This is a genomic window from Achromobacter marplatensis (genome assembly GCF_049060505.1).
GTDB classification, from domain to species: domain Bacteria; phylum Pseudomonadota; class Gammaproteobacteria; order Burkholderiales; family Burkholderiaceae_B; genus Achromobacter; species Achromobacter marplatensis_A.
The window spans coordinates 78,503-94,443 of the sequence record NZ_JBMGRB010000010.1 but is presented as its reverse complement, the minus strand read 5'-3'; the positions used below and the strand labels follow the sequence as shown (position 1 = coordinate 94,443).

Sequence of the window (15,941 nt, the reverse complement as noted above, 5' to 3'; positions counted from 1 at the left end):
TATAAGGGCCTGTCGTCAACTTATGCCGGCCGCACAGCGCTTTTGGCGCATCGCTACGCGGATTACGGCACAACGAGAACGGCAGGCCCTACACGCCGGCACCGTGCCGGCGGGATCGCGAGTTTACAGCTGGGTCTTCTTTCCGTTCTTGTCCCATTTGTAAACGGCGAATTCGAAGTTCTTCAAATCGCCCTTGGCATCGTACTCAACCTTGCCGATACCGGTATTGAAGGTGGTCTTGTGCATATAGTCCGCGACCTTGGCGGGGTCTTCGCCCACGGCGTTGATGCTGTCGGCCAGAATCTGCACGGCGGCGTATGCCGGCATCTGGAAGGCGCCGTCCGGATCGCGCTTGGCGTCCTTGAAGGCCTTCACGATGCCCTCGTTGCCGGGCAACTTGGTGAAGTCGGCCGGCAGCGTCACCAGCAAGCCGTCGATGGCCGGACCGGCGATGGCCACCAGATCCTGGTTGGCCGTGCCTTCGGGGCCCATGAACTGGACCTTCAGGCCCTGTTCACGCGCCTGGCGCAACAGCAGGCCCAGTTCGGGGTGGTAGCCGCCGAAATAGACCAGGTCCACGCCTGCGGACTTCAGCTTGGTGATGATGGCCGAATAGTCGCTGTCGCCGACGTTGATGCCTTCGAACAGGGCCACGTTGACGTTCTGCTTGGCCAGCGCGTCCTTGACCTGGGTGGCCACGCCCGAACCGTAGGTCTGCTTGTCGTGCAGCACCGCGACCTTCTGCGGCTTCAGCGTCTTGGCGATGTAGGAGGCGGCATAGGGACCTTGCTGGTCATCGCGGCCGATCGTGCGGAAGAAATAATGCGGCTTGATGGTGTCCGTCACCAGCGGCGACGTGGCGCCGGGGGTGATGCCGACAATGCCCTCTTCCTCGTAGACCTTGACCGCGGCCACCGTCACGCCCGAGCACGCATGGGCCACGGCAAACTTGGCGCCGGAGTTGACCACGCGGTTGGCGGCCGGCACGGCCTGCTTGGGTTCGCAGCCGTCGTCGATCAGGATCGGTTCAAGCTTCTTGCCCTTCACGCCGCCCTTGGCGTTAATGGTTTCGATGGCGGTCAAGGCGCCGGCCTGGATCTGGTCGCCGTATTGTGTGTTGGGACCGGTCATGGGCTGGGGAATGCCGATCTTGATCGTGTCGGCAGCGTGCGCGGCGCCAGCCAAGGCAAGTGCCCCAAGCGCCATGGCAACCGGGGTAAGGCGATTCAGAAACTTCATGCGGAGTTCTCCAGCGAGGTTTTGAGCGGCTCTGATCGAAACGGTTTATCGGGTGGGTACCCCGCAATCCGTATCGCGCGTCGCCGGCTTCTTGGGCAAAAACACGGTGTGGGCGGTATTCTGGAAGCAAGCCGCCATACTGTCACTGCGTGTAATCCCCAATATTTTCGTGGCAACCTTTAATCGTGACGGATCACTGCCACAAGGCCATGAATTCGCTGGATAAATCGCAAATTTGCCTTAGTTATCTATTGGCATCCAACAAGCTTTTGTGCTTGGGGCGTTATATGAAAAATCATTAATACGCCGTTCGAAATCGCATTTAACTACAGTGCTTACGCAGGCCTTACGGATAATGCCGACCGCATTAATAAAAAAACGCGCATCCGGCGCCGAATTCGCCGTGATGCGCGCTTTTTTTGGCGCCATGGCCGCGTTTGGATCAGGCGTTGGCGGGCCGGGCCAGGTTCCACATTAGCGCCCTGAACGGCGCCAGCATGCTGATATTGACCACCAACTTGATTGCCAGGTCGCCGATCATCCATGTCGTCCACGGCGCGCCGGTGGCGGCGAACGCCACGCTGAAGAACACGGCAGTGTCCAGGATCGCGCCCAGCACGCCCGACACCAGCGGGGCGCGCCACCAGCGCTGGTCGCGCAACCGGTCGAAGACCTGGATGTCGACCAGTTGGGCGCAGATGTAGGCCAGGCCCGATGCCAGCGCGATGCGCGGCGACGCCACCCAGAACGACACCACCAGCGCCGCGGCAAAGCCGAACCACACCACGCGCCGCGCGGCGGCCGGGCCAAAGCGGCGGTTCAGCACGTCGGTCACCAGGAAGGCCACCGGATACGACAGGCCGCCCCAAGTCAGCCAGTCGTTTAGCGGCACCTGGACCAGGATGTTGGAACCCACCACCACCAGCAGCATGCACAGCACGGCAATGCCGAACTGCAGGCGGCTCATGGCGGGAAAGCCCCGGCTTGCCACGTTCATTTACCGAACTCCTCGGCCAGCTCGCGCGAACGGCGTGCCGCAGCGGCCATGGCGTCTTCAACAATGCCGGCGAATCCCGCTTGACCGAACGCGGCCAGCGCCGCGGCCGTGGTGCCGCCCTTGGACGTGACCCGCTCGCGCAGCACCGACAGGGCATCGGGGGATTCCGCCGCCAGCTTCGTGGCGCCCGCCAACGTGCCCAGCGCCAGTTGCTTGGCCTGCGCTTCGGTCAACCCGACTTTCAAGCCGCCGGCCACCAGCGCTTCCAGGAAAAGAAACACATAAGCCGGCCCGCTGCCCGACAGCGCGGTCACGCCGTCCAACGCGGCGTCGTCCGCCACCCAGACCACCTGCCCTACGCTGGCCAGCAGCGTCGCCGCCAGTTCACGGTCGGCCTCGCTCACGCCATCCAGCGCGGCCAGGCCGGTGATGCCGGCGCCTACCAGGGCCGGCGTGTTCGGCATGCAACGAACCAGGCGCTTGAACGGTGCGCCGGGCGTGCCCAGCCAGTCCGCCAGCGTCTCGGCGCGGATTCCCGCCGCCACGCTTACCACCAAGGTGTCATCCCGCAACCACTGACGCGTAGAAGCCACAACGGCTTTCATGTTCTGTGGCTTGACTGCGAACACCCATACGCGGCACCGCGCCAGGGCTTCGTCGGGGGCCGTCGCGGTGGTCATGCCGCGGGCCTGCCAGGCAGCGTGGCCATCCTGGTTTATGTCAATGACATGGATGTTCCCGGCGGGGCATACTTTGCCAGCCAGTCCGGATGCCAGGGCAGCCGCCATATTGCCGCCGCCAATGAACGCAATCGAAAGTTCGTTTTTCATAGCCAGGCATTGTAAACGGTCAGCTTCGTTGGGGAAAAAAAAGAAAATGTTCGTTCGCGCCTGAAACGCGCAATTTGACAGGCGTTTAGAGTGATGTGAAAGTCACGGTTTTGTCACAAACAATTCATAAGGTGTCGTGTTTTCTGCGCCCGGACAACCCGGCTGCAACACGCCCAACTGGAGGAAACCTCACCATGCGATCCCATCGTATTGCTTTAACCTTCGCCGCCATCATGACGGCATTCGCAGGCGCCTCCGCGCATGCCGCCACCGAGATCCAGTTCTGGCACTCGATGGAAGGCGCCCTGGGCGACCGCGTCAATGGTCTGGTGGACGAATTCAACAAGAAGAACCCTGACTACCAGGTCAAGGCAATCTACAAGGGCAACTACGGTGAGTCCATGAACGCCGGCATCGCCGCGTTCCGCGCCGGCAACGCCCCGGACATCCTCCAGGTGTTCGAAGTCGGCACCGCCACCATGATGTACGCCAAGGGCGCCATCAAGCCGGTGCAGCAGATGTCCGAAGAAGTCGGCAACCCGATCGATCCGAAGGAATTCATCGGCGCGGTCGCGGGCTACTACTCGTCGGCCGACGGCAAGCTGGTATCGATGCCCTTCAACAGCTCGACCGTGGTGTTCTACTACAACAAGGACGCCTTCAAGAAGGCGGGCCTGGACGCCGACAAGCCGCCCAAGACCTGGGAAGAGCTGGCCGCCGCCGGCCAGAAGCTGAAGGCCGCCGGCCAGGAATGCGGCTACACGACCTCGTGGCCGTCGTGGGTCCAGCTGGAAACGTTCTCGGCCTGGCACAACGTGCCGTATGCCACCAAGGACAACGGTTTCGGCGGCCTGGATTCCCGCATCGCCATCAATACCCCCCTGCACGTGCGCCACCTGGAAAACCTGGCCAAGCTGGGCAAGGAAGGCATCTTCATGTACGGCGGCCGCGGCGACGAGCCGAACTCGCTGTTCATCAGCGGCAAGTGCGCCATGATCACCGGTTCGTCCGGTTTGCGCGCCAACATCGCCAAGAACGCCAAGTTCGAATTCGGCACGTCCACCGTGCCCTATTACGCCGACGTGCAAGGCGCGCCGCAAAATACGATCATCGGCGGCGCTTCGCTGTGGGTCTTCGCCAACAAGAAGCCGGAAACCTACAAGGGCGTGACCGCGTTCTTCAAGTTCCTGGCCAGCCCGGAAATCGCCGCCCGCTGGCACCAGCAGACGGGCTATGTGCCGGTCACCAAGGCCGCCTACGAACTGACCAAGAAAGACGGCTTCTATGACAAGAACCCGGGCACCGAAGTCGGCGTGAAGCAACTGAACGTGGAAACCACCGCGCAATCCCGCGGTCTGCGCCTGGGCTTCCTGCCGCAGATCCGTGAAATCGAAGACGCTGAAATCGAACGCATCGTGTCCGGCAAGGTCGCCGCCAAGGATGGCGCCGAGAACATCGTCAAGCGCGGCAACGAGTTGCTGGAGAAGTTCGAGAAGAGTGTAAAGTAGCGCCCTTTCCGGCGCGCCGCCCGGTTGCTTATCACCCAGCGTTTTTCATGCAGTGACAAGCACTTAGCGGCACGATCGGTTGCAAACGCAAGGCTTAAAGCCCTGGTTTTTTTAGGGCTTTAAGCCTATCGTATTTTTATGAAAGCGGTTTCAAGCGGCGGTTAATCCAACCGCCGCTTTTCTGTACCTTGGGTTCCCCCTATGGAAAAACGCGTTGTATTCGGGCACAAGACCTTGCCCTATCTGCTGCTGCTGCCGCAGTTGATCATTACCGTGGTCTTCTTTTTCCTGCCTGCCGGACAAGCCATGTGGCAGTCCATGCGGCTGGAAGATGCTTTTGGCCTGTCGTCCGAGTTCGTCGGACTCGACAACTTCATGGAACTGTTTTCGCAACAGGCCTACCTCGATTCCTTCCGCGTCACCGCCGTCTTCTCGGTGCTGGTGGCGGTCGTGGGCCTTGGCGTGTCCTTGCTGCTGGCCGTCATGGCCGACCGCGTGATCCGCGGCGCAGGACTCTACAAGACGCTACTGATTTGGCCCTACGCCGTGGCGCCCGCCGTCGTCGGCGTGCTGTGGCTGTTCATGTTTTCGCCTTCCGTCGGCATCCTGGCGGTTGCGTTGCGCAAGTCCGGCGTGGACTGGAACCCCCGGCTGGACGGCAACCAGGCCATGATGCTGGTGCTGGTCGCCGCCGTCTGGAAGCAGATCTCGTACAACTTCCTGTTCTTCCTGGCCGGCCTGCAATCGATCCCGCGTTCGCTCATCGAAGCCGCCGCGATCGACGGCGCAAGCCCGTCGCGCCGCTTCTGGAGCATCGTGTTCCCGCTGCTGTCGCCCACCACCTTCTTCCTGCTGGTGGTCAACATCATCTATGCCTTCTTCGACACCTTCGCGGTCGTGGACACCACCACGCAAGGCGGTCCCGGCACATCGACGTCGATCCTGGTCTACAAGGTGTACAGCGACGGCTTCCGCGGCCTGGACCTCGGTTCGTCCGCCGCTCAGTCCGTGATCCTGATGTTCATTGTGGTTGCCTTGACGGTCGTACAGTTCCGCTACGTCGACCGCAAAGTGCAGTACTGATTTTGTTCGAGGCTAATAACAATGGTTGAACGCCGTCCCTGGCTGGATATTCTGGCCCACGTCATTCTGCTCTGCGGCGTGGCGATGGTGGCATTTCCGCTCTACATCACTTTCGTCGCGTCGACCCAGACCGCGCAAGAAGTGGCGCAAGCGCCGATGTCGCTGATCCCCGGTCCGCACTTTGTCGATAACTACATGCAGGCGCTGTTTGGCGGCTCGTCCGGCGGTTCGTCGGGCGCGCCGGTGGGCCGCATGATGTACGTCAGCCTGATCATGGCGCTGTCGATTTCCATCGGCAAGATCGCGATCTCGCTGCTGTCGGCTTTCGCGGTCGTGTACTTCCGCTTTCCCGGCCGCATGTTCTTTTTCTGGATGATCTTCGTCACGCTGATGCTGCCCGTTGAAGTCCGCATCGCGCCCACCTACAAAGTGGTGGCCGACCTGGGCCTGCTCAACAGCTACGCTGGCCTGACCTTGCCGCTGATTGCGTCGGCCACCGCCACCTTCCTGTTCCGCCAGTTCTTCCTGACGGTGCCGGACGAGCTCATCGAGGCCGCGCGCATCGACGGCGCGGGCCCCGTGCGGTTCTTCTTCGATGTCCTGCTGCCGCTGTCCAAGACCAGCATCGCCGCCCTGTTCGTGATCCAGTTCATCTACGGCTGGAACCAGTACCTGTGGCCGCTGCTCATCACCACGCAGGAAGACATGTACCCCGTCGTCATCGGCATCAAGCGGATGATCAGCGGCGGCGACAGCGTGACCGAATGGAACATCACCATGGCCACCGCCATGCTGGCCATGATTCCGCCGGCGCTCGTCGTCATCCTGATGCAGAAATGGTTCGTCAAGGGTCTGGTCGACACTGAAAAATGACCCCCACGCCGCGCCCACCCGAACACGACTCCGAACACGAATAAACATGGCTACTCTCAGCTTCCGTAACGTCAAGAAAACCTATGCCGGCAACGTGCCGGTCATCCATGGCATCGACATGGATGTCAAAGACGGCGAATTCATCGTCATCGTCGGCCCATCCGGCTGCGGCAAATCCACGCTGATGCGCATGGTCGCCGGCCTGGAATCCGTCACCAGCGGCGACATCGTGATTGACGACAAGGTGGTCAACACCCTGGAACCCGCTGAACGCGACATCGCGATGGTGTTCCAGAACTACGCGCTCTACCCGCACATGACCGTGTTCGAGAACATGGCCTATGGCTTGAAGATCCGCAAGTTCTCCAAGGACGAGATCAAGAAGCGCGTGGACATCGCCGCGCAGATTCTTGAACTGGGCCACCTGCTGGACCGTCGCCCCCGCGCGCTGTCCGGTGGCCAGCGCCAGCGCGTCGCCATGGGCCGCGCCATCGTGCGCGAACCCAAGGTGTTCCTGTTCGACGAACCCTTGTCGAACCTGGACGCCAAGCTGCGCGTGGCGATGCGCCTTGAAATCATGAAGCTGCATCGCCGCCTGGGCACCACCAGCCTGTACGTGACGCACGACCAGGTCGAGGCTATGACGCTGGCCCATCGCATGATCGTCATGTACCAGGGCGTGCCCGAGCAGATCGGCACCCCGATGGAAGTCTTCGAAAAACCCGCCTCGACCTTCGTGGCCGGCTTCATTGGCTCGCCCCCGATGAACCTGATGGAAGTGCAGGTGGCTGGCGACGGCACCGTGCAGACCACCGACGGCATGGCGCTGGAAATCTCGCCGCTGCAGGTGCCGTCCCAGGTGCGCGGCCGCAAGATCATCATGGGCATGCGGCCCGAACACATGCTGCTGAACACGCAGGGCGTGCCGGCCGAAGTCGAAATGGTCGAAACGCTGGGCTCCGAACAACTGGTCCATTGCCGCTGCGGCAAGACCACGCTGGTCGTCCGCTGCACCACCCGCCAATTGTCCGAGTCGTCCGCCAAGGTGGGTGACCGCGTCAACGTGGGCCCGGACGGCCGCCACCCGCTGCACTGGTTCGAAGCCGACACCGGCCGCCGCGTACAGGGCCTGTAAACCGCGCCAGCCCCGGGATGGGCCGGCGAGTTCACGACGACGAACCTACGACGACGACCCCACGCCGACTGCCCTGCCCCGTTGCCAGAATTCGCCCCCGCTTGGGGGCGAACCTTTTTTACGCTAGTACGTGTACGTCACCATGGTCCCGATGGTGTACTGGTTGCGCGCTTTGACGATGGGGCTGTCGGCGGCGTCGCCGAATAGCCGGCGGGCTTCGGCGGCGACCGACCAGGACCACGATTCGCTGACCGGCAATGTCCATGTGGCACCCAGGCCAACGCTTTCCAAGCCGCCCTTGGGGTTGTACCGGCGATAGCCGGATTTCACCGATTGGCGATCGCTGACGCCATACCATGTGCGCATATAGTTGCCGTCGCCCAGTGTGCCGCTCAAGGCCAGCGACACCGAGCCCGCCGAACCTTCATACACCGTCGTGCTGGCGCCCAGATTGAACATCGTATAGGCGCTGCCCACGTCACGGTCGTCGCCCTTTTTGAACGCGTGCGCCACCGTTGCGGACAGCACGACCGGCCCCAGCGCGGTTTCCGCGTCCATGCCGATCTGCGCGCGGCTTTTGATGTCGCCCATGCCACGCAGTTTGTCCGACCCCTGGAAGCCCTTCTTATGGTCCTTGCGCGACGCGCTGGGCGCCACATAGAAGCGGAAAGTACTGTCCAGCGCCTGCGTCTCCCAACCCAGGCCATGATCCGTTCCCAGGAAGAAGCCATGCGGGCCGCGCACGCCCAGCCCCACGATAGGAACGGCCGAACTTTCGTCGCTGCCGCTGTATCGCGGCGCATAGCCCACGCCCGCCGTGCCGTAGAACGTCCATTGCCCTTCCGGGCGGTCCTGGCCCGTCGCCACCGTCAAGCCCCGCGAGCTTGCGCCTCGCTGTCCGTAAACCGAACCGACCTCCGCAACCGTAAGATCGGCCGCGACCGCCGACAGGCCTGGCATGGCGACGAGCAGACTGGCGATGGCCACGCGGCGCGGAACAAAAGACATGGAAGAGAATCGCTTCATAACAGCATCCAGGAAACGAGATTGACGGCAGACGCGGCGCGCCCGCCGGATAAAAATCAGAGCGCGTCGGCGCCTTGCTTGGCTTGCCGCATCAAACGCATGGCCAGCGTCGAGACAGCGGCCACCACCGGCTCGCCCGTGTCGGAATTGCTCATCACCAACACGGCAAGCTTGTCTTGCGGCGCAAGCAGATAGCGGGCGTGGAAGGCTTCGGTGGCGCCGCTGTGCTCGTGCAGGTAGGCGGCCTCGACGAGGTCGTCGCCACAGGGCGCGGCCAGCCACGACAGCGCCAGCCGGCAGCTCAGGCCCAGACTGGCGCCCGCAACCGTTTCCAGATTCAGGACGGCCTGGGCCGAGTCGTCTTTCAGCACCCGCGCGCCGCGGAACACCCCGCCGGCGAACAACATGCTAGAAAAGCGCGCCATTTCAGACGTGCTCATCCACAAGCCGTCGGCGGCCTCGTTGGGCTGTGGGGTTTCGGCCCAGGGCATGCCACGCCGGTATCCCGCAGCGCGCAGCTCAAGCATGCGGGCATGCGCCTGGTAGCCCGCGCGCGGCATGTTCAAGGGTTGCAGAATCGTGCGGCGCACATAGGCGTCCAACGGCTCTCTGGCGGCGTGCGCGACCATGTCGCCCAGCACGGCGTAGGCCATGTCGGCCCGGGCGCGGCCCATCGTGTCTTCCAGAGTGGCCGGATGCAAGGTCAACAGATTGCGCGCGGTGTAAGGGTCTGCCCCAAGCCATTGCATGGCGTGGCCACGGGGTCGGACATGCCAATCGGGCAAGCCCTCGCCCGCGGGCGCATCAAGCAGCAGGCTGCCGTCGTCCGCGGCCCGGAACACCCCGGCCGCCGTAACGAGCTTGCTGATGGCGCCTACCCGATATAGCGTGTCGCTGGTGGCGTTCCGATGCCGCACCGGGTCCGCGTAGCCGAAGCCCGTGCTCCAGACGACGCGCTGGTCGTCCACGATCGCGATCGACAGGCCCGGCACCTTGTGCTTTCCCATGTCGTATGGGATGCGCTGCTCCAGATAGCCCAGGACTGCGTCATAGTCGCCTTTGGCGATGGCGGGCGGCGCGGCAGGCGGCAGATGCTGGCACCCGCCAGCAGCCAAGATCAACGCCCCGATGGCAACCAGGCGACTAAGAGAAAACATGGCGTGCGGCACACCCTCTTCAAGGAGAATGCCGCCATGCTATCCACGGGCCAGGCTTGGATCTTTCCCGCTTTGTATGGAGTTTGTGAAGATTCGGAGGGCGCTTTGTGAAGTTTCTTTACGCCTGCCTCCGCCGGGTCTCAGGCCGCCTTCCAGCTGATGACAAACCGCGCGCCGCCCAAGGGGCTGTCGGTGGCAAGCGCCGTGCCGTTATGCCACCTTGCGACCCGGCTGACAATGGCCAGGCCCAAGCCCGTGCCCCCTGTGCCGCGGTCGCGGCTTTCATCCAGGCGGATGAAGGGCTCGAAAATGCGTTCACGGTCGACGGGCGGCACGCCCGGACCGTCGTCATCCACCGTCAGCACGTATTCCTGCGGCGCCGGACTGGTCAGCCCAACCTGCACGCGGCCGCCCGCGTGGCGAATGGCATTTTGAAGCAGGTTCAACAGCGCCCGCGTCATGTAGCGCTGATGCAGCCTCACCTCGGTCACGTCACATTGCGACACGACGCAATGCACGCCGGACACCCCGGCCTCGTAAGCGGCATGCTGGACCACGGAATCCAGCCACCCGCGCGCATCCAGCGCCCGCAGCACCACATCGTCGCTCTTGTGCTCCAGGCGCGCATACATCAGCAGCTCGGACGCCATGCCGTCCAATTCCGCCACATCGCTCTTCATTTCTTCGACCAGGCGCTTGCGGGCTTCCGGATCCGCTTCCCGGTCGATCATGTCCAGCTCGAAAGACAGCCGGGCGATCGGCGTGCGCAGTTCGTGCGACACGGCGTTGGTCAGGTCGCGCTGATTGCTGATCAGCGCGCCGATGCGGTCGGACATCTGGTTGAAGGTATCGCCCAGGTTGCGGATGCTGGAATGGCGCGACAACCGCGCCCGCGCCTGCAAGTCGCCCTGCCCCATGCGCTGCGCGGCGGTCTTCAGCGCCTCCAGGTCGCGCCAGATCGGCAACGCCCACACCAGCATGAATGCGCACAGCAGCAGCCCCAGCGCGGAATAGATCGCGGCGATCACCCAGGGGCCGATCGGCGGTTCCGGAGGCAGCCTGACGTGCAGCCATTGCGCGCCTTCGCCAGGTATGCCCGTGACGAAGATGTTCAGCTTGTCGCGCATGAAGAAGCCACCCGCTTCGATCGTGCGCCGCTCATCGTCCGTCAGTGCGAACTCGGGGTCGTTGTATTCCGACGGGTCCATCACCCGCAGGGTCAAGCCGTAATGCTGCGCCAGCTTGTCGCGCACATAGTCCCGCCGCGCGTCGGGCGGCACGCGCGACAGCTCCTGCGTCAGGCTATGCAGCTGCCCGCGCACCGCTTCACGCGTATAGGCCACGTTAACCGGCTCGAAGAAGTAGTTGGCGGTCCGGTCGACCACTTCGTTGGAAATGATGAAACCGATCGCCAGCACCACGAAGAGCCGCAGGACAAACTTAAGCATCACCACCCTCGTGTGCCTTGGGCGAGAACAGATAGCCCTTGCCCCACACGGTCTTGATGCGCGCCGGATCGCGCGGGTCGTCATCCAGCTTGCGGCGCAGCTTGCTGACGCAGACGTCCACGCTGCGGTCCAGCCCGTTGAACTCGATGCCGCGCACCGCATTCAGCAGGTCGTCGCGCGTCAGCACCTGGCCGGCCTGGCTAGCCAGCGCCCATAGCATTTCGAACTCCATGGTCGTCAAGTCGACTTCGACGCCGGCATGGACGACAGCCCGCGTGCGCCGGTCGATGGTGAGCGGCCCGAACTCCAGGTGCTCCGGCGGCTCGTCCAATTGGTTATGGCGCCGCATCAGCGCGCGGATCCGCGCCAGCAAGACGCGGGGCTCGACGGGCTTGATGACGTAATCGTCAGCGCCGGACTCCAGCCCCAGAATCTGGTCCAGGTCGTCCTCGCGCGCAGTCAGCATCAGAATGGGCGCGGACGAGAACGCGCGCAGGTCACGGCACACCTGCAACCCGTCGCGCCCGGGAAGCATCAGGTCCAGGATGGTGATCGCCGGGTCGTGGCGGCGAAACGCCTCCACGGCGTGGTCGCCACGGTAGGCCTGGGCGACGTTGAACCCGTGTTGTTCCAAAAACTGCGCGATCAGGCGCGACAGTTTGGGATCGTCTTCGACTAGCAAGGCCTTGGTCATAAGATTCGAACAAGAGTAGGTCTAGGGGCCGCAACGCCTTCGCGTGCGGGGAGCCGGCCGTTCGACACCGCGGCGGCGGTCCGGTTCCCGGCAGGCGTCGCGCCAATGCAAAACCGGGCCGGAAGTCTATGGCTTCCGGCCCGGCGGTCATGCGGACGCTTTCGTGTCCGCATCCGATGCCGCGGGCCGTGGGGCTATTGCCTCCCGGCCCGCCGGGGCATCACTTATAGACGGTCTTGGAACCGTCCTTGTGCCAGGTGAACACGTCGAACGAGAAGTTCGTCAGGTCGCCCTGCTTGTTCCACGACACCTTGCCGATCGGCGTGTCGAAGGAATTGGCGTGCAGGTACTTGGCGACCTTGGTCGGGTCGTCAGAGCCCGCGCCCTTGATGCCGTCCGCGATGACCTGGGTGGCCGTGTAGGCCGTCATCTGGAAGGCGCCGCCGGCGTTGCGCTTTTTGGCTTCGAACGACTTGACGATGTCGGCGTTGGCGGCATTCTGGGTGAAATCCGCCGGCAGCGTCAGCAGCATGCCCTCGACGGCGTCGCCCGCGATGGCGTTGATGTCGGGATTACCCGCGCCTTCCGGACCCATCCACTTGGCCTTTACGCCTTGCTCGGCTGCCTGGCGCAGCAGCAGACCCATTTCAGGGTGGTAACCGCCGTAGTAGACGAAATCGACGCCTTGGCTCTTCAGCTTGGTGATCACGGCCGAATAGTCGCTGTCGCCGGCATTGATGCCTTCAAACACGGCGACCGGCACGCCGCCCTTTTCGAGGTCGTTCTTGACGGCCGTGGCGATGCCCTGGCCATACGACTGCTTATCGTGCAGCACGGCGGCCTTCTTCGGCTTGATCTTTTCCAGCACGAACTTGGCGGCGGCGGGACCTTGCTGGTCGTCGCGGCCGATCGTGCGGAAGATGAACTCGTAGTTCTTGCCGTCGGTAAGCGCCGGCGCCGTGGCCGAAGGCGTCACCATGACGACGCCCTCATTGTTATAGATGTCCGCAGCGGCGATGGTCGCGCCCGAGCACACGTGGCCCACCACGAATCCGATCTTGCTGTTGACCACGCGGTTGGCGGCGACCGGGCCCTGCTTGGGTTCGCAGCCATCGTCGATCACGACGGTTTCCAGCTTCTTGCCATTCACGCCGCCGGCGGCGTTGATGCGCTCGACAGCGGTGTCCACGCCTTCACGGACCATATCGCCATACTGCGTGACGGCGCCAGTGGTGGGGCCCACCACGCCGATCTTGATGGTTTGCGCTTGCGCTCCCGCCGCAAACGTCAGGCCAGCGGCGACTCCCAGCGCCGCAATGACCGGGGTCAGACGAAATACTGGCTTCATGAGTGGACTCCTCTAATCGCTTGTAATCGTTGGTTTTTGAACCGGGCGGACGCCGGAAACTGATGTGGTCACGCTCGGTTACTGTGCATGTGCACGGCAAGCATACACTGAAAAATCCCTGTATTTGGAGCCTATCCGGCCCGACTTCCGGCACCTTCCGGGTGCGTGGGTGCCGCATCGCGCATAAGCCCCGCTTTATACCCGGCGCCATATATGCAAAAGACGATTTATTCGTTTGAGTTACTAGGGCCTCGCGGCATGATGGCCGCCATGAGACTCCAACCGATCATCGTCCCCGGATGGAAAAACTCCGGACCGGACCACTGGCAATCACGCTGGGTGACGCTACTGCCCCACGCGGTACGCGTCCAGCAGCGCGACTGGGAAAACCCGGCGGCGCCCGAATGGATCGCGGCCCTGGCGGCAGAAGTCGACCAGGCCCGCAGCCCCGTGCTGCTGATCGCCCATAGCCTGGGCTGCCTGATCAGCGCCGCGCTGCCCGTCCCGTTGCGGGCAAAGGTCGCCGGCGCCCTGCTGGTGGCCCCGGCGGATGTGGAATCGCCGGACGCGCCGGCCTGCTTGCGGGGGTTCGCCCCCATCGCGCGCCAGCCCCTACCGTTCCAAAGCGTGGTAATCGCCAGCGACAACGACCCCTATTGCCGCCTGGAGCGGGCACGTGCCTTCGCTCAGGACTGGGGCAGCCGGGTCGTCGTGCTTTCCGGCGCGGGGCACATCAATGCCGAAAGCGGCCTGGCCGATTGGCCCCAGGGCCTGAAGATATTCGGCGCCCTGCGCCGCCGCGCCTCTTGGCGTATTCCGACCCCGGCCAAGCGGATTCCACCCGTGCCCGTTTGCGGCGTGCCTGACCCGCGGGCGTTGCCGTTTCACCGTTAATCCGGGCAAGCGCAGGGCGCAGCCGCGCCCTGCATGCCCGGCGGCGCGCCGCGATTATTGCAGCAGGCTACGCAGCATCCAGGCGTTCTTTTCGTGCACGTCCAGGCGCTGCGTCAGCAGGTCGGCCGTGGGCTGATCGTTCGCCGCATCGGCCTTTTCAAAAGCGGAGCGGGCCGTCTTGGCGACGGACTCGTTGGCGCTGACAAGCAGGCGCACCATGTCCAGCGCCTCCGGCACCGACTCGGGCTCGGCGATGGACGACAGCTTGGAATATTCGCGGTAGGTCCCCGGCGCGTAATGGCCCAGGGCGCGGATGCGTTCAGCGATGCTGTCCAGCGCGTTCCACTCTTCCGTGTACTGGGTCATGAACATCTGGTGCAGCGTGTTGAACATGGGCCCCGTGACGTTCCAGTGGAAGTTGTGCGTCATCAGGTACAGCGTGTACGAGTCGGCCAGCAGCTTGGACAGCTCACCGGCGACGGCGGCGCGGTCCTTGTCCGAAATGCCGATGTTGATGCGCGGAACGCTCGGGGTCTTCTTGGTGGACTTGGCCATTGCTAGCTCCTGTTGGATAGGTACGAAGAAAGGATATCACTGCAAACACGACGAATTGATGCGGCGCACACGCGTTTTTCCGGTTCGCGCCGCCTCGCTTTGACGCGGCTCAAACTGTCTTCTCGCGGCGTGGCGCCAGGCATCAAAATATCAATCCTGGACGGCTGCCGCCTCATCCACCAGCATCTTCACGCCAGGGAGTTCGCATTCATAGACGGCCTGCGCCAAGGCTTCGATTGCGGCCAGGCGAGGGAAGCTGCGGCGCCACGCCAGGACCACGCGGCGCTCAGGCACATGGCCGTCGAACGGCAGGTAGGTCAGCAGGCTGTTGCTGGGTGGATGCTCAGGCACGGCCGTGACCGGCAGCACGGTAACGCCGATGCCTGCCGCCACCATATGGCGGATGGTTTCCAGCGAAGATCCTTCGAAGGTGCGCTGGATGCCGTCGCTGGCCGCCGAGAACCGGGACAACTCGGGGCAGACTTCCAACACCTGGTCGCGGAAACAGTGGCCGCTGCCCAGCAGCAGCATGGTCTGCTGTTTCAGGTCCTGGGCATCGATGGATTTGCGCTGGGCGAGTTCATGGTCGTTGGGCACCGCGACGATGAACGGTTCGTCGTAGAGCGGCTGCATGACCAGGCCGGCCTCGGGCAGGGGCAAGGCCATGATGGCGCAATCGATTTCGCCTTGGCGCAGCAGCTCCACCAGCCGAACGGTGAAGTTCTCCTGCAACAGCAGCGGCATCTGCGGCGTGCGGCCGATCTGCACCGGCACCAGCTTGGGCAGCAGGTACGGCCCGATCGTGTGGATGACGCCGACGCGCAAGGGGCCGGCCAGCGGGTCGTGGCCCTGACGCGCGATTTCCTTGATGCTGGCGCTTTCTTCAAGGACTTTCTGCGCTTGCGCGACGATGCGCTGGCCGATCGGCGTCACGCCGACCTCGGCGCCGCCGCGTTCGAACAGCGTCACGCCCAGCTCGTCTTCCAGCTTGCGTATCGCGACGGACAGCGTCGGCTGGCTGACGAAACAGGCCTCGGCCGCCCGGCCGAAATGCCGTTCGCGCGCGACAGCGACGATGTACTTGAGTTCGGTGAGAGTCATGGTGGACTACGCCCCCGGGGGTTGCGCGCAAGCCTGGCGGCCGGCGCTGGAAT

The 15,941-nt window shown here is 63.6% G+C and carries 15 protein-coding genes; 5 read left to right on the top strand and 10 right to left on the bottom strand.

The window, feature by feature from the left end; genetic code table 11:
• Positions 1–123 precede the first annotated feature (123 nt).
• The 3 genes from ACI0FO_RS23210 to proC all read right to left on the bottom strand — a co-directional run bounded on the left by ACI0FO_RS23210 (position 124) and on the right by proC (position 3,066).
• Positions 124–1,239, bottom strand: a complete 1,116-nt coding sequence (locus tag ACI0FO_RS23210) for a high-affinity branched-chain amino acid ABC transporter substrate-binding protein (RefSeq protein ID WP_105558197.1) — start codon at positions 1,237–1,239, stop codon at positions 124–126.
• A gap of 442 nt (positions 1,240–1,681) precedes the next feature.
• Positions 1,682–2,236 carry a queuosine precursor transporter gene (locus ACI0FO_RS23205; RefSeq protein WP_416030547.1) on the bottom strand — a complete coding sequence of 185 codons (555 nt, stop codon included), beginning with the start codon at positions 2,234–2,236 and terminating at the stop codon, positions 1,682–1,684.
• A complete protein-coding gene (gene proC, locus ACI0FO_RS23200; protein WP_416030545.1) occupies positions 2,233–3,066 on the bottom strand; it encodes a pyrroline-5-carboxylate reductase in 834 nt (277 codons plus the stop codon). The genes ACI0FO_RS23205 and proC overlap by 4 nt, the downstream gene beginning before the upstream one ends.
• Positions 3,067–3,260: 194 nt before the next feature.
• Between proC and ugpB the strand changes: the two genes are divergently transcribed.
• The 4 genes from ugpB to ACI0FO_RS23180 all read left to right on the top strand — a co-directional run bounded on the left by ugpB (position 3,261) and on the right by ACI0FO_RS23180 (position 7,665).
• Complete coding sequence (gene ugpB / locus ACI0FO_RS23195) at positions 3,261–4,574, top strand: sn-glycerol-3-phosphate ABC transporter substrate-binding protein UgpB (RefSeq protein WP_416030544.1); 1,314 nt, start codon at positions 3,261–3,263, stop codon at positions 4,572–4,574.
• Between the two features lie 201 nt (positions 4,575–4,775).
• Positions 4,776–5,657, top strand: a complete 882-nt coding sequence (gene ugpA / locus ACI0FO_RS23190) for a sn-glycerol-3-phosphate ABC transporter permease UgpA (protein ID WP_416030542.1) — start codon at positions 4,776–4,778, stop codon at positions 5,655–5,657.
• Between the two features lie 21 nt (positions 5,658–5,678).
• Positions 5,679–6,530 carry a sn-glycerol-3-phosphate ABC transporter permease UgpE gene (gene ugpE / locus ACI0FO_RS23185; RefSeq protein WP_105558202.1) on the top strand — a complete coding sequence of 284 codons (852 nt, stop codon included), beginning with the start codon at positions 5,679–5,681 and terminating at the stop codon, positions 6,528–6,530.
• 46 nt (positions 6,531–6,576) lie between these two features.
• Positions 6,577–7,665, top strand: a complete 1,089-nt coding sequence (locus ACI0FO_RS23180; RefSeq protein WP_105558203.1) for a sn-glycerol-3-phosphate import ATP-binding protein UgpC — start codon at positions 6,577–6,579, stop codon at positions 7,663–7,665.
• Positions 7,666–7,788: 123 nt separating this feature from the next.
• Here the strand turns inward: ACI0FO_RS23180 and ACI0FO_RS23175 are convergent, their stop codons facing one another.
• From ACI0FO_RS23175 to ACI0FO_RS23155, 5 genes are all read right to left on the bottom strand, one after another.
• Positions 7,789–8,691, bottom strand: a complete 903-nt coding sequence (locus tag ACI0FO_RS23175; protein ID WP_416030540.1) for a MipA/OmpV family protein — start codon at positions 8,689–8,691, stop codon at positions 7,789–7,791.
• A 56-nt stretch (positions 8,692–8,747) separates the two neighbouring features.
• Positions 8,748–9,848: a serine hydrolase domain-containing protein gene (locus ACI0FO_RS23170; protein ID WP_416030538.1), complete on the bottom strand. Its 1,101-nt coding sequence runs from the start codon at positions 9,846–9,848 to the stop codon at positions 8,748–8,750.
• 140 nt (positions 9,849–9,988) lie between these two features.
• Positions 9,989–11,296, bottom strand: a complete 1,308-nt coding sequence (locus ACI0FO_RS23165; RefSeq protein WP_416030537.1) for an ATP-binding protein — start codon at positions 11,294–11,296, stop codon at positions 9,989–9,991.
• Complete coding sequence (locus ACI0FO_RS23160; RefSeq protein WP_315132143.1) at positions 11,289–11,990, bottom strand: response regulator; 702 nt, start codon at positions 11,988–11,990, stop codon at positions 11,289–11,291. Before ACI0FO_RS23160 ends, ACI0FO_RS23165 begins: the two co-directional genes overlap by 8 nt.
• 220 nt (positions 11,991–12,210) lie before the next feature.
• Positions 12,211–13,338 (bottom strand): branched-chain amino acid ABC transporter substrate-binding protein, encoded by a 1,128-nt coding sequence (locus ACI0FO_RS23155; protein WP_105558206.1) that lies wholly within the window; start codon positions 13,336–13,338, stop codon positions 12,211–12,213.
• A 270-nt stretch (positions 13,339–13,608) separates the two neighbouring features.
• On the opposite strand from ACI0FO_RS23155, the gene ACI0FO_RS23150 reads away from it, so the two are divergent.
• Positions 13,609–14,232, top strand: a complete 624-nt coding sequence (locus ACI0FO_RS23150) for an RBBP9/YdeN family alpha/beta hydrolase (protein ID WP_416030534.1) — start codon at positions 13,609–13,611, stop codon at positions 14,230–14,232.
• 54 nt (positions 14,233–14,286) lie between these two features.
• On the opposite strand, the gene ACI0FO_RS23145 is transcribed toward ACI0FO_RS23150, so the two are convergent.
• Positions 14,287–14,787, bottom strand: a complete 501-nt coding sequence (locus tag ACI0FO_RS23145; RefSeq protein WP_416030532.1) for a Dps family protein — start codon at positions 14,785–14,787, stop codon at positions 14,287–14,289.
• A 150-nt stretch (positions 14,788–14,937) separates the two neighbouring features.
• Positions 14,938–15,888, bottom strand: coding sequence for a LysR substrate-binding domain-containing protein (locus ACI0FO_RS23140; RefSeq protein ID WP_105558226.1), 951 nt, complete (start codon positions 15,886–15,888; stop codon positions 14,938–14,940).
• Between the last annotated feature and the right edge of the window lie 53 nt (positions 15,889–15,941).

Excerpts from the sequence above, each read along its gene's own strand:
- ACI0FO_RS23155 (WP_105558206.1), bottom strand. The coding sequence starts at position 13,338 with ATGAAGCCAGTATTTCGTCTGACCCCGGTCATTGCGGCGCTGGGAGTC.
- ACI0FO_RS23210 (WP_105558197.1), bottom strand. The coding sequence starts at position 1,239 with ATGAAGTTTCTGAATCGCCTTACCCCGGTTGCCATGGCGCTTGGGGCA.
- ACI0FO_RS23140 (WP_105558226.1), bottom strand. The coding sequence starts at position 15,888 with ATGACTCTCACCGAACTCAAGTACATCGTCGCTGTCGCGCGCGAACGG.
- ugpA (WP_416030542.1), top strand. The coding sequence starts at position 4,776 with ATGGAAAAACGCGTTGTATTCGGGCACAAGACCTTGCCCTATCTGCTG.
- ACI0FO_RS23175 (WP_416030540.1), bottom strand. The coding sequence starts at position 8,691 with ATGAAGCGATTCTCTTCCATGTCTTTTGTTCCGCGCCGCGTGGCCATC.
- ugpB (WP_416030544.1), top strand. The coding sequence starts at position 3,261 with ATGCGATCCCATCGTATTGCTTTAACCTTCGCCGCCATCATGACGGCA.
- proC (WP_416030545.1), bottom strand. The coding sequence starts at position 3,066 with ATGAAAAACGAACTTTCGATTGCGTTCATTGGCGGCGGCAATATGGCG.
- ACI0FO_RS23145 (WP_416030532.1), bottom strand. The coding sequence starts at position 14,787 with ATGGCCAAGTCCACCAAGAAGACCCCGAGCGTTCCGCGCATCAACATC.
- ACI0FO_RS23180 (WP_105558203.1), top strand. The coding sequence starts at position 6,577 with ATGGCTACTCTCAGCTTCCGTAACGTCAAGAAAACCTATGCCGGCAAC.
- ACI0FO_RS23205 (WP_416030547.1), bottom strand. The coding sequence starts at position 2,236 with ATGAACGTGGCAAGCCGGGGCTTTCCCGCCATGAGCCGCCTGCAGTTC.
- ACI0FO_RS23165 (WP_416030537.1), bottom strand. The coding sequence starts at position 11,296 with ATGCTTAAGTTTGTCCTGCGGCTCTTCGTGGTGCTGGCGATCGGTTTC.
- ACI0FO_RS23170 (WP_416030538.1), bottom strand. The coding sequence starts at position 9,848 with ATGTTTTCTCTTAGTCGCCTGGTTGCCATCGGGGCGTTGATCTTGGCT.
- ACI0FO_RS23150 (WP_416030534.1), top strand. The coding sequence starts at position 13,609 with ATGAGACTCCAACCGATCATCGTCCCCGGATGGAAAAACTCCGGACCG.
- ACI0FO_RS23160 (WP_315132143.1), bottom strand. The coding sequence starts at position 11,990 with ATGACCAAGGCCTTGCTAGTCGAAGACGATCCCAAACTGTCGCGCCTG.
- ugpE (WP_105558202.1), top strand. The coding sequence starts at position 5,679 with ATGGTTGAACGCCGTCCCTGGCTGGATATTCTGGCCCACGTCATTCTG.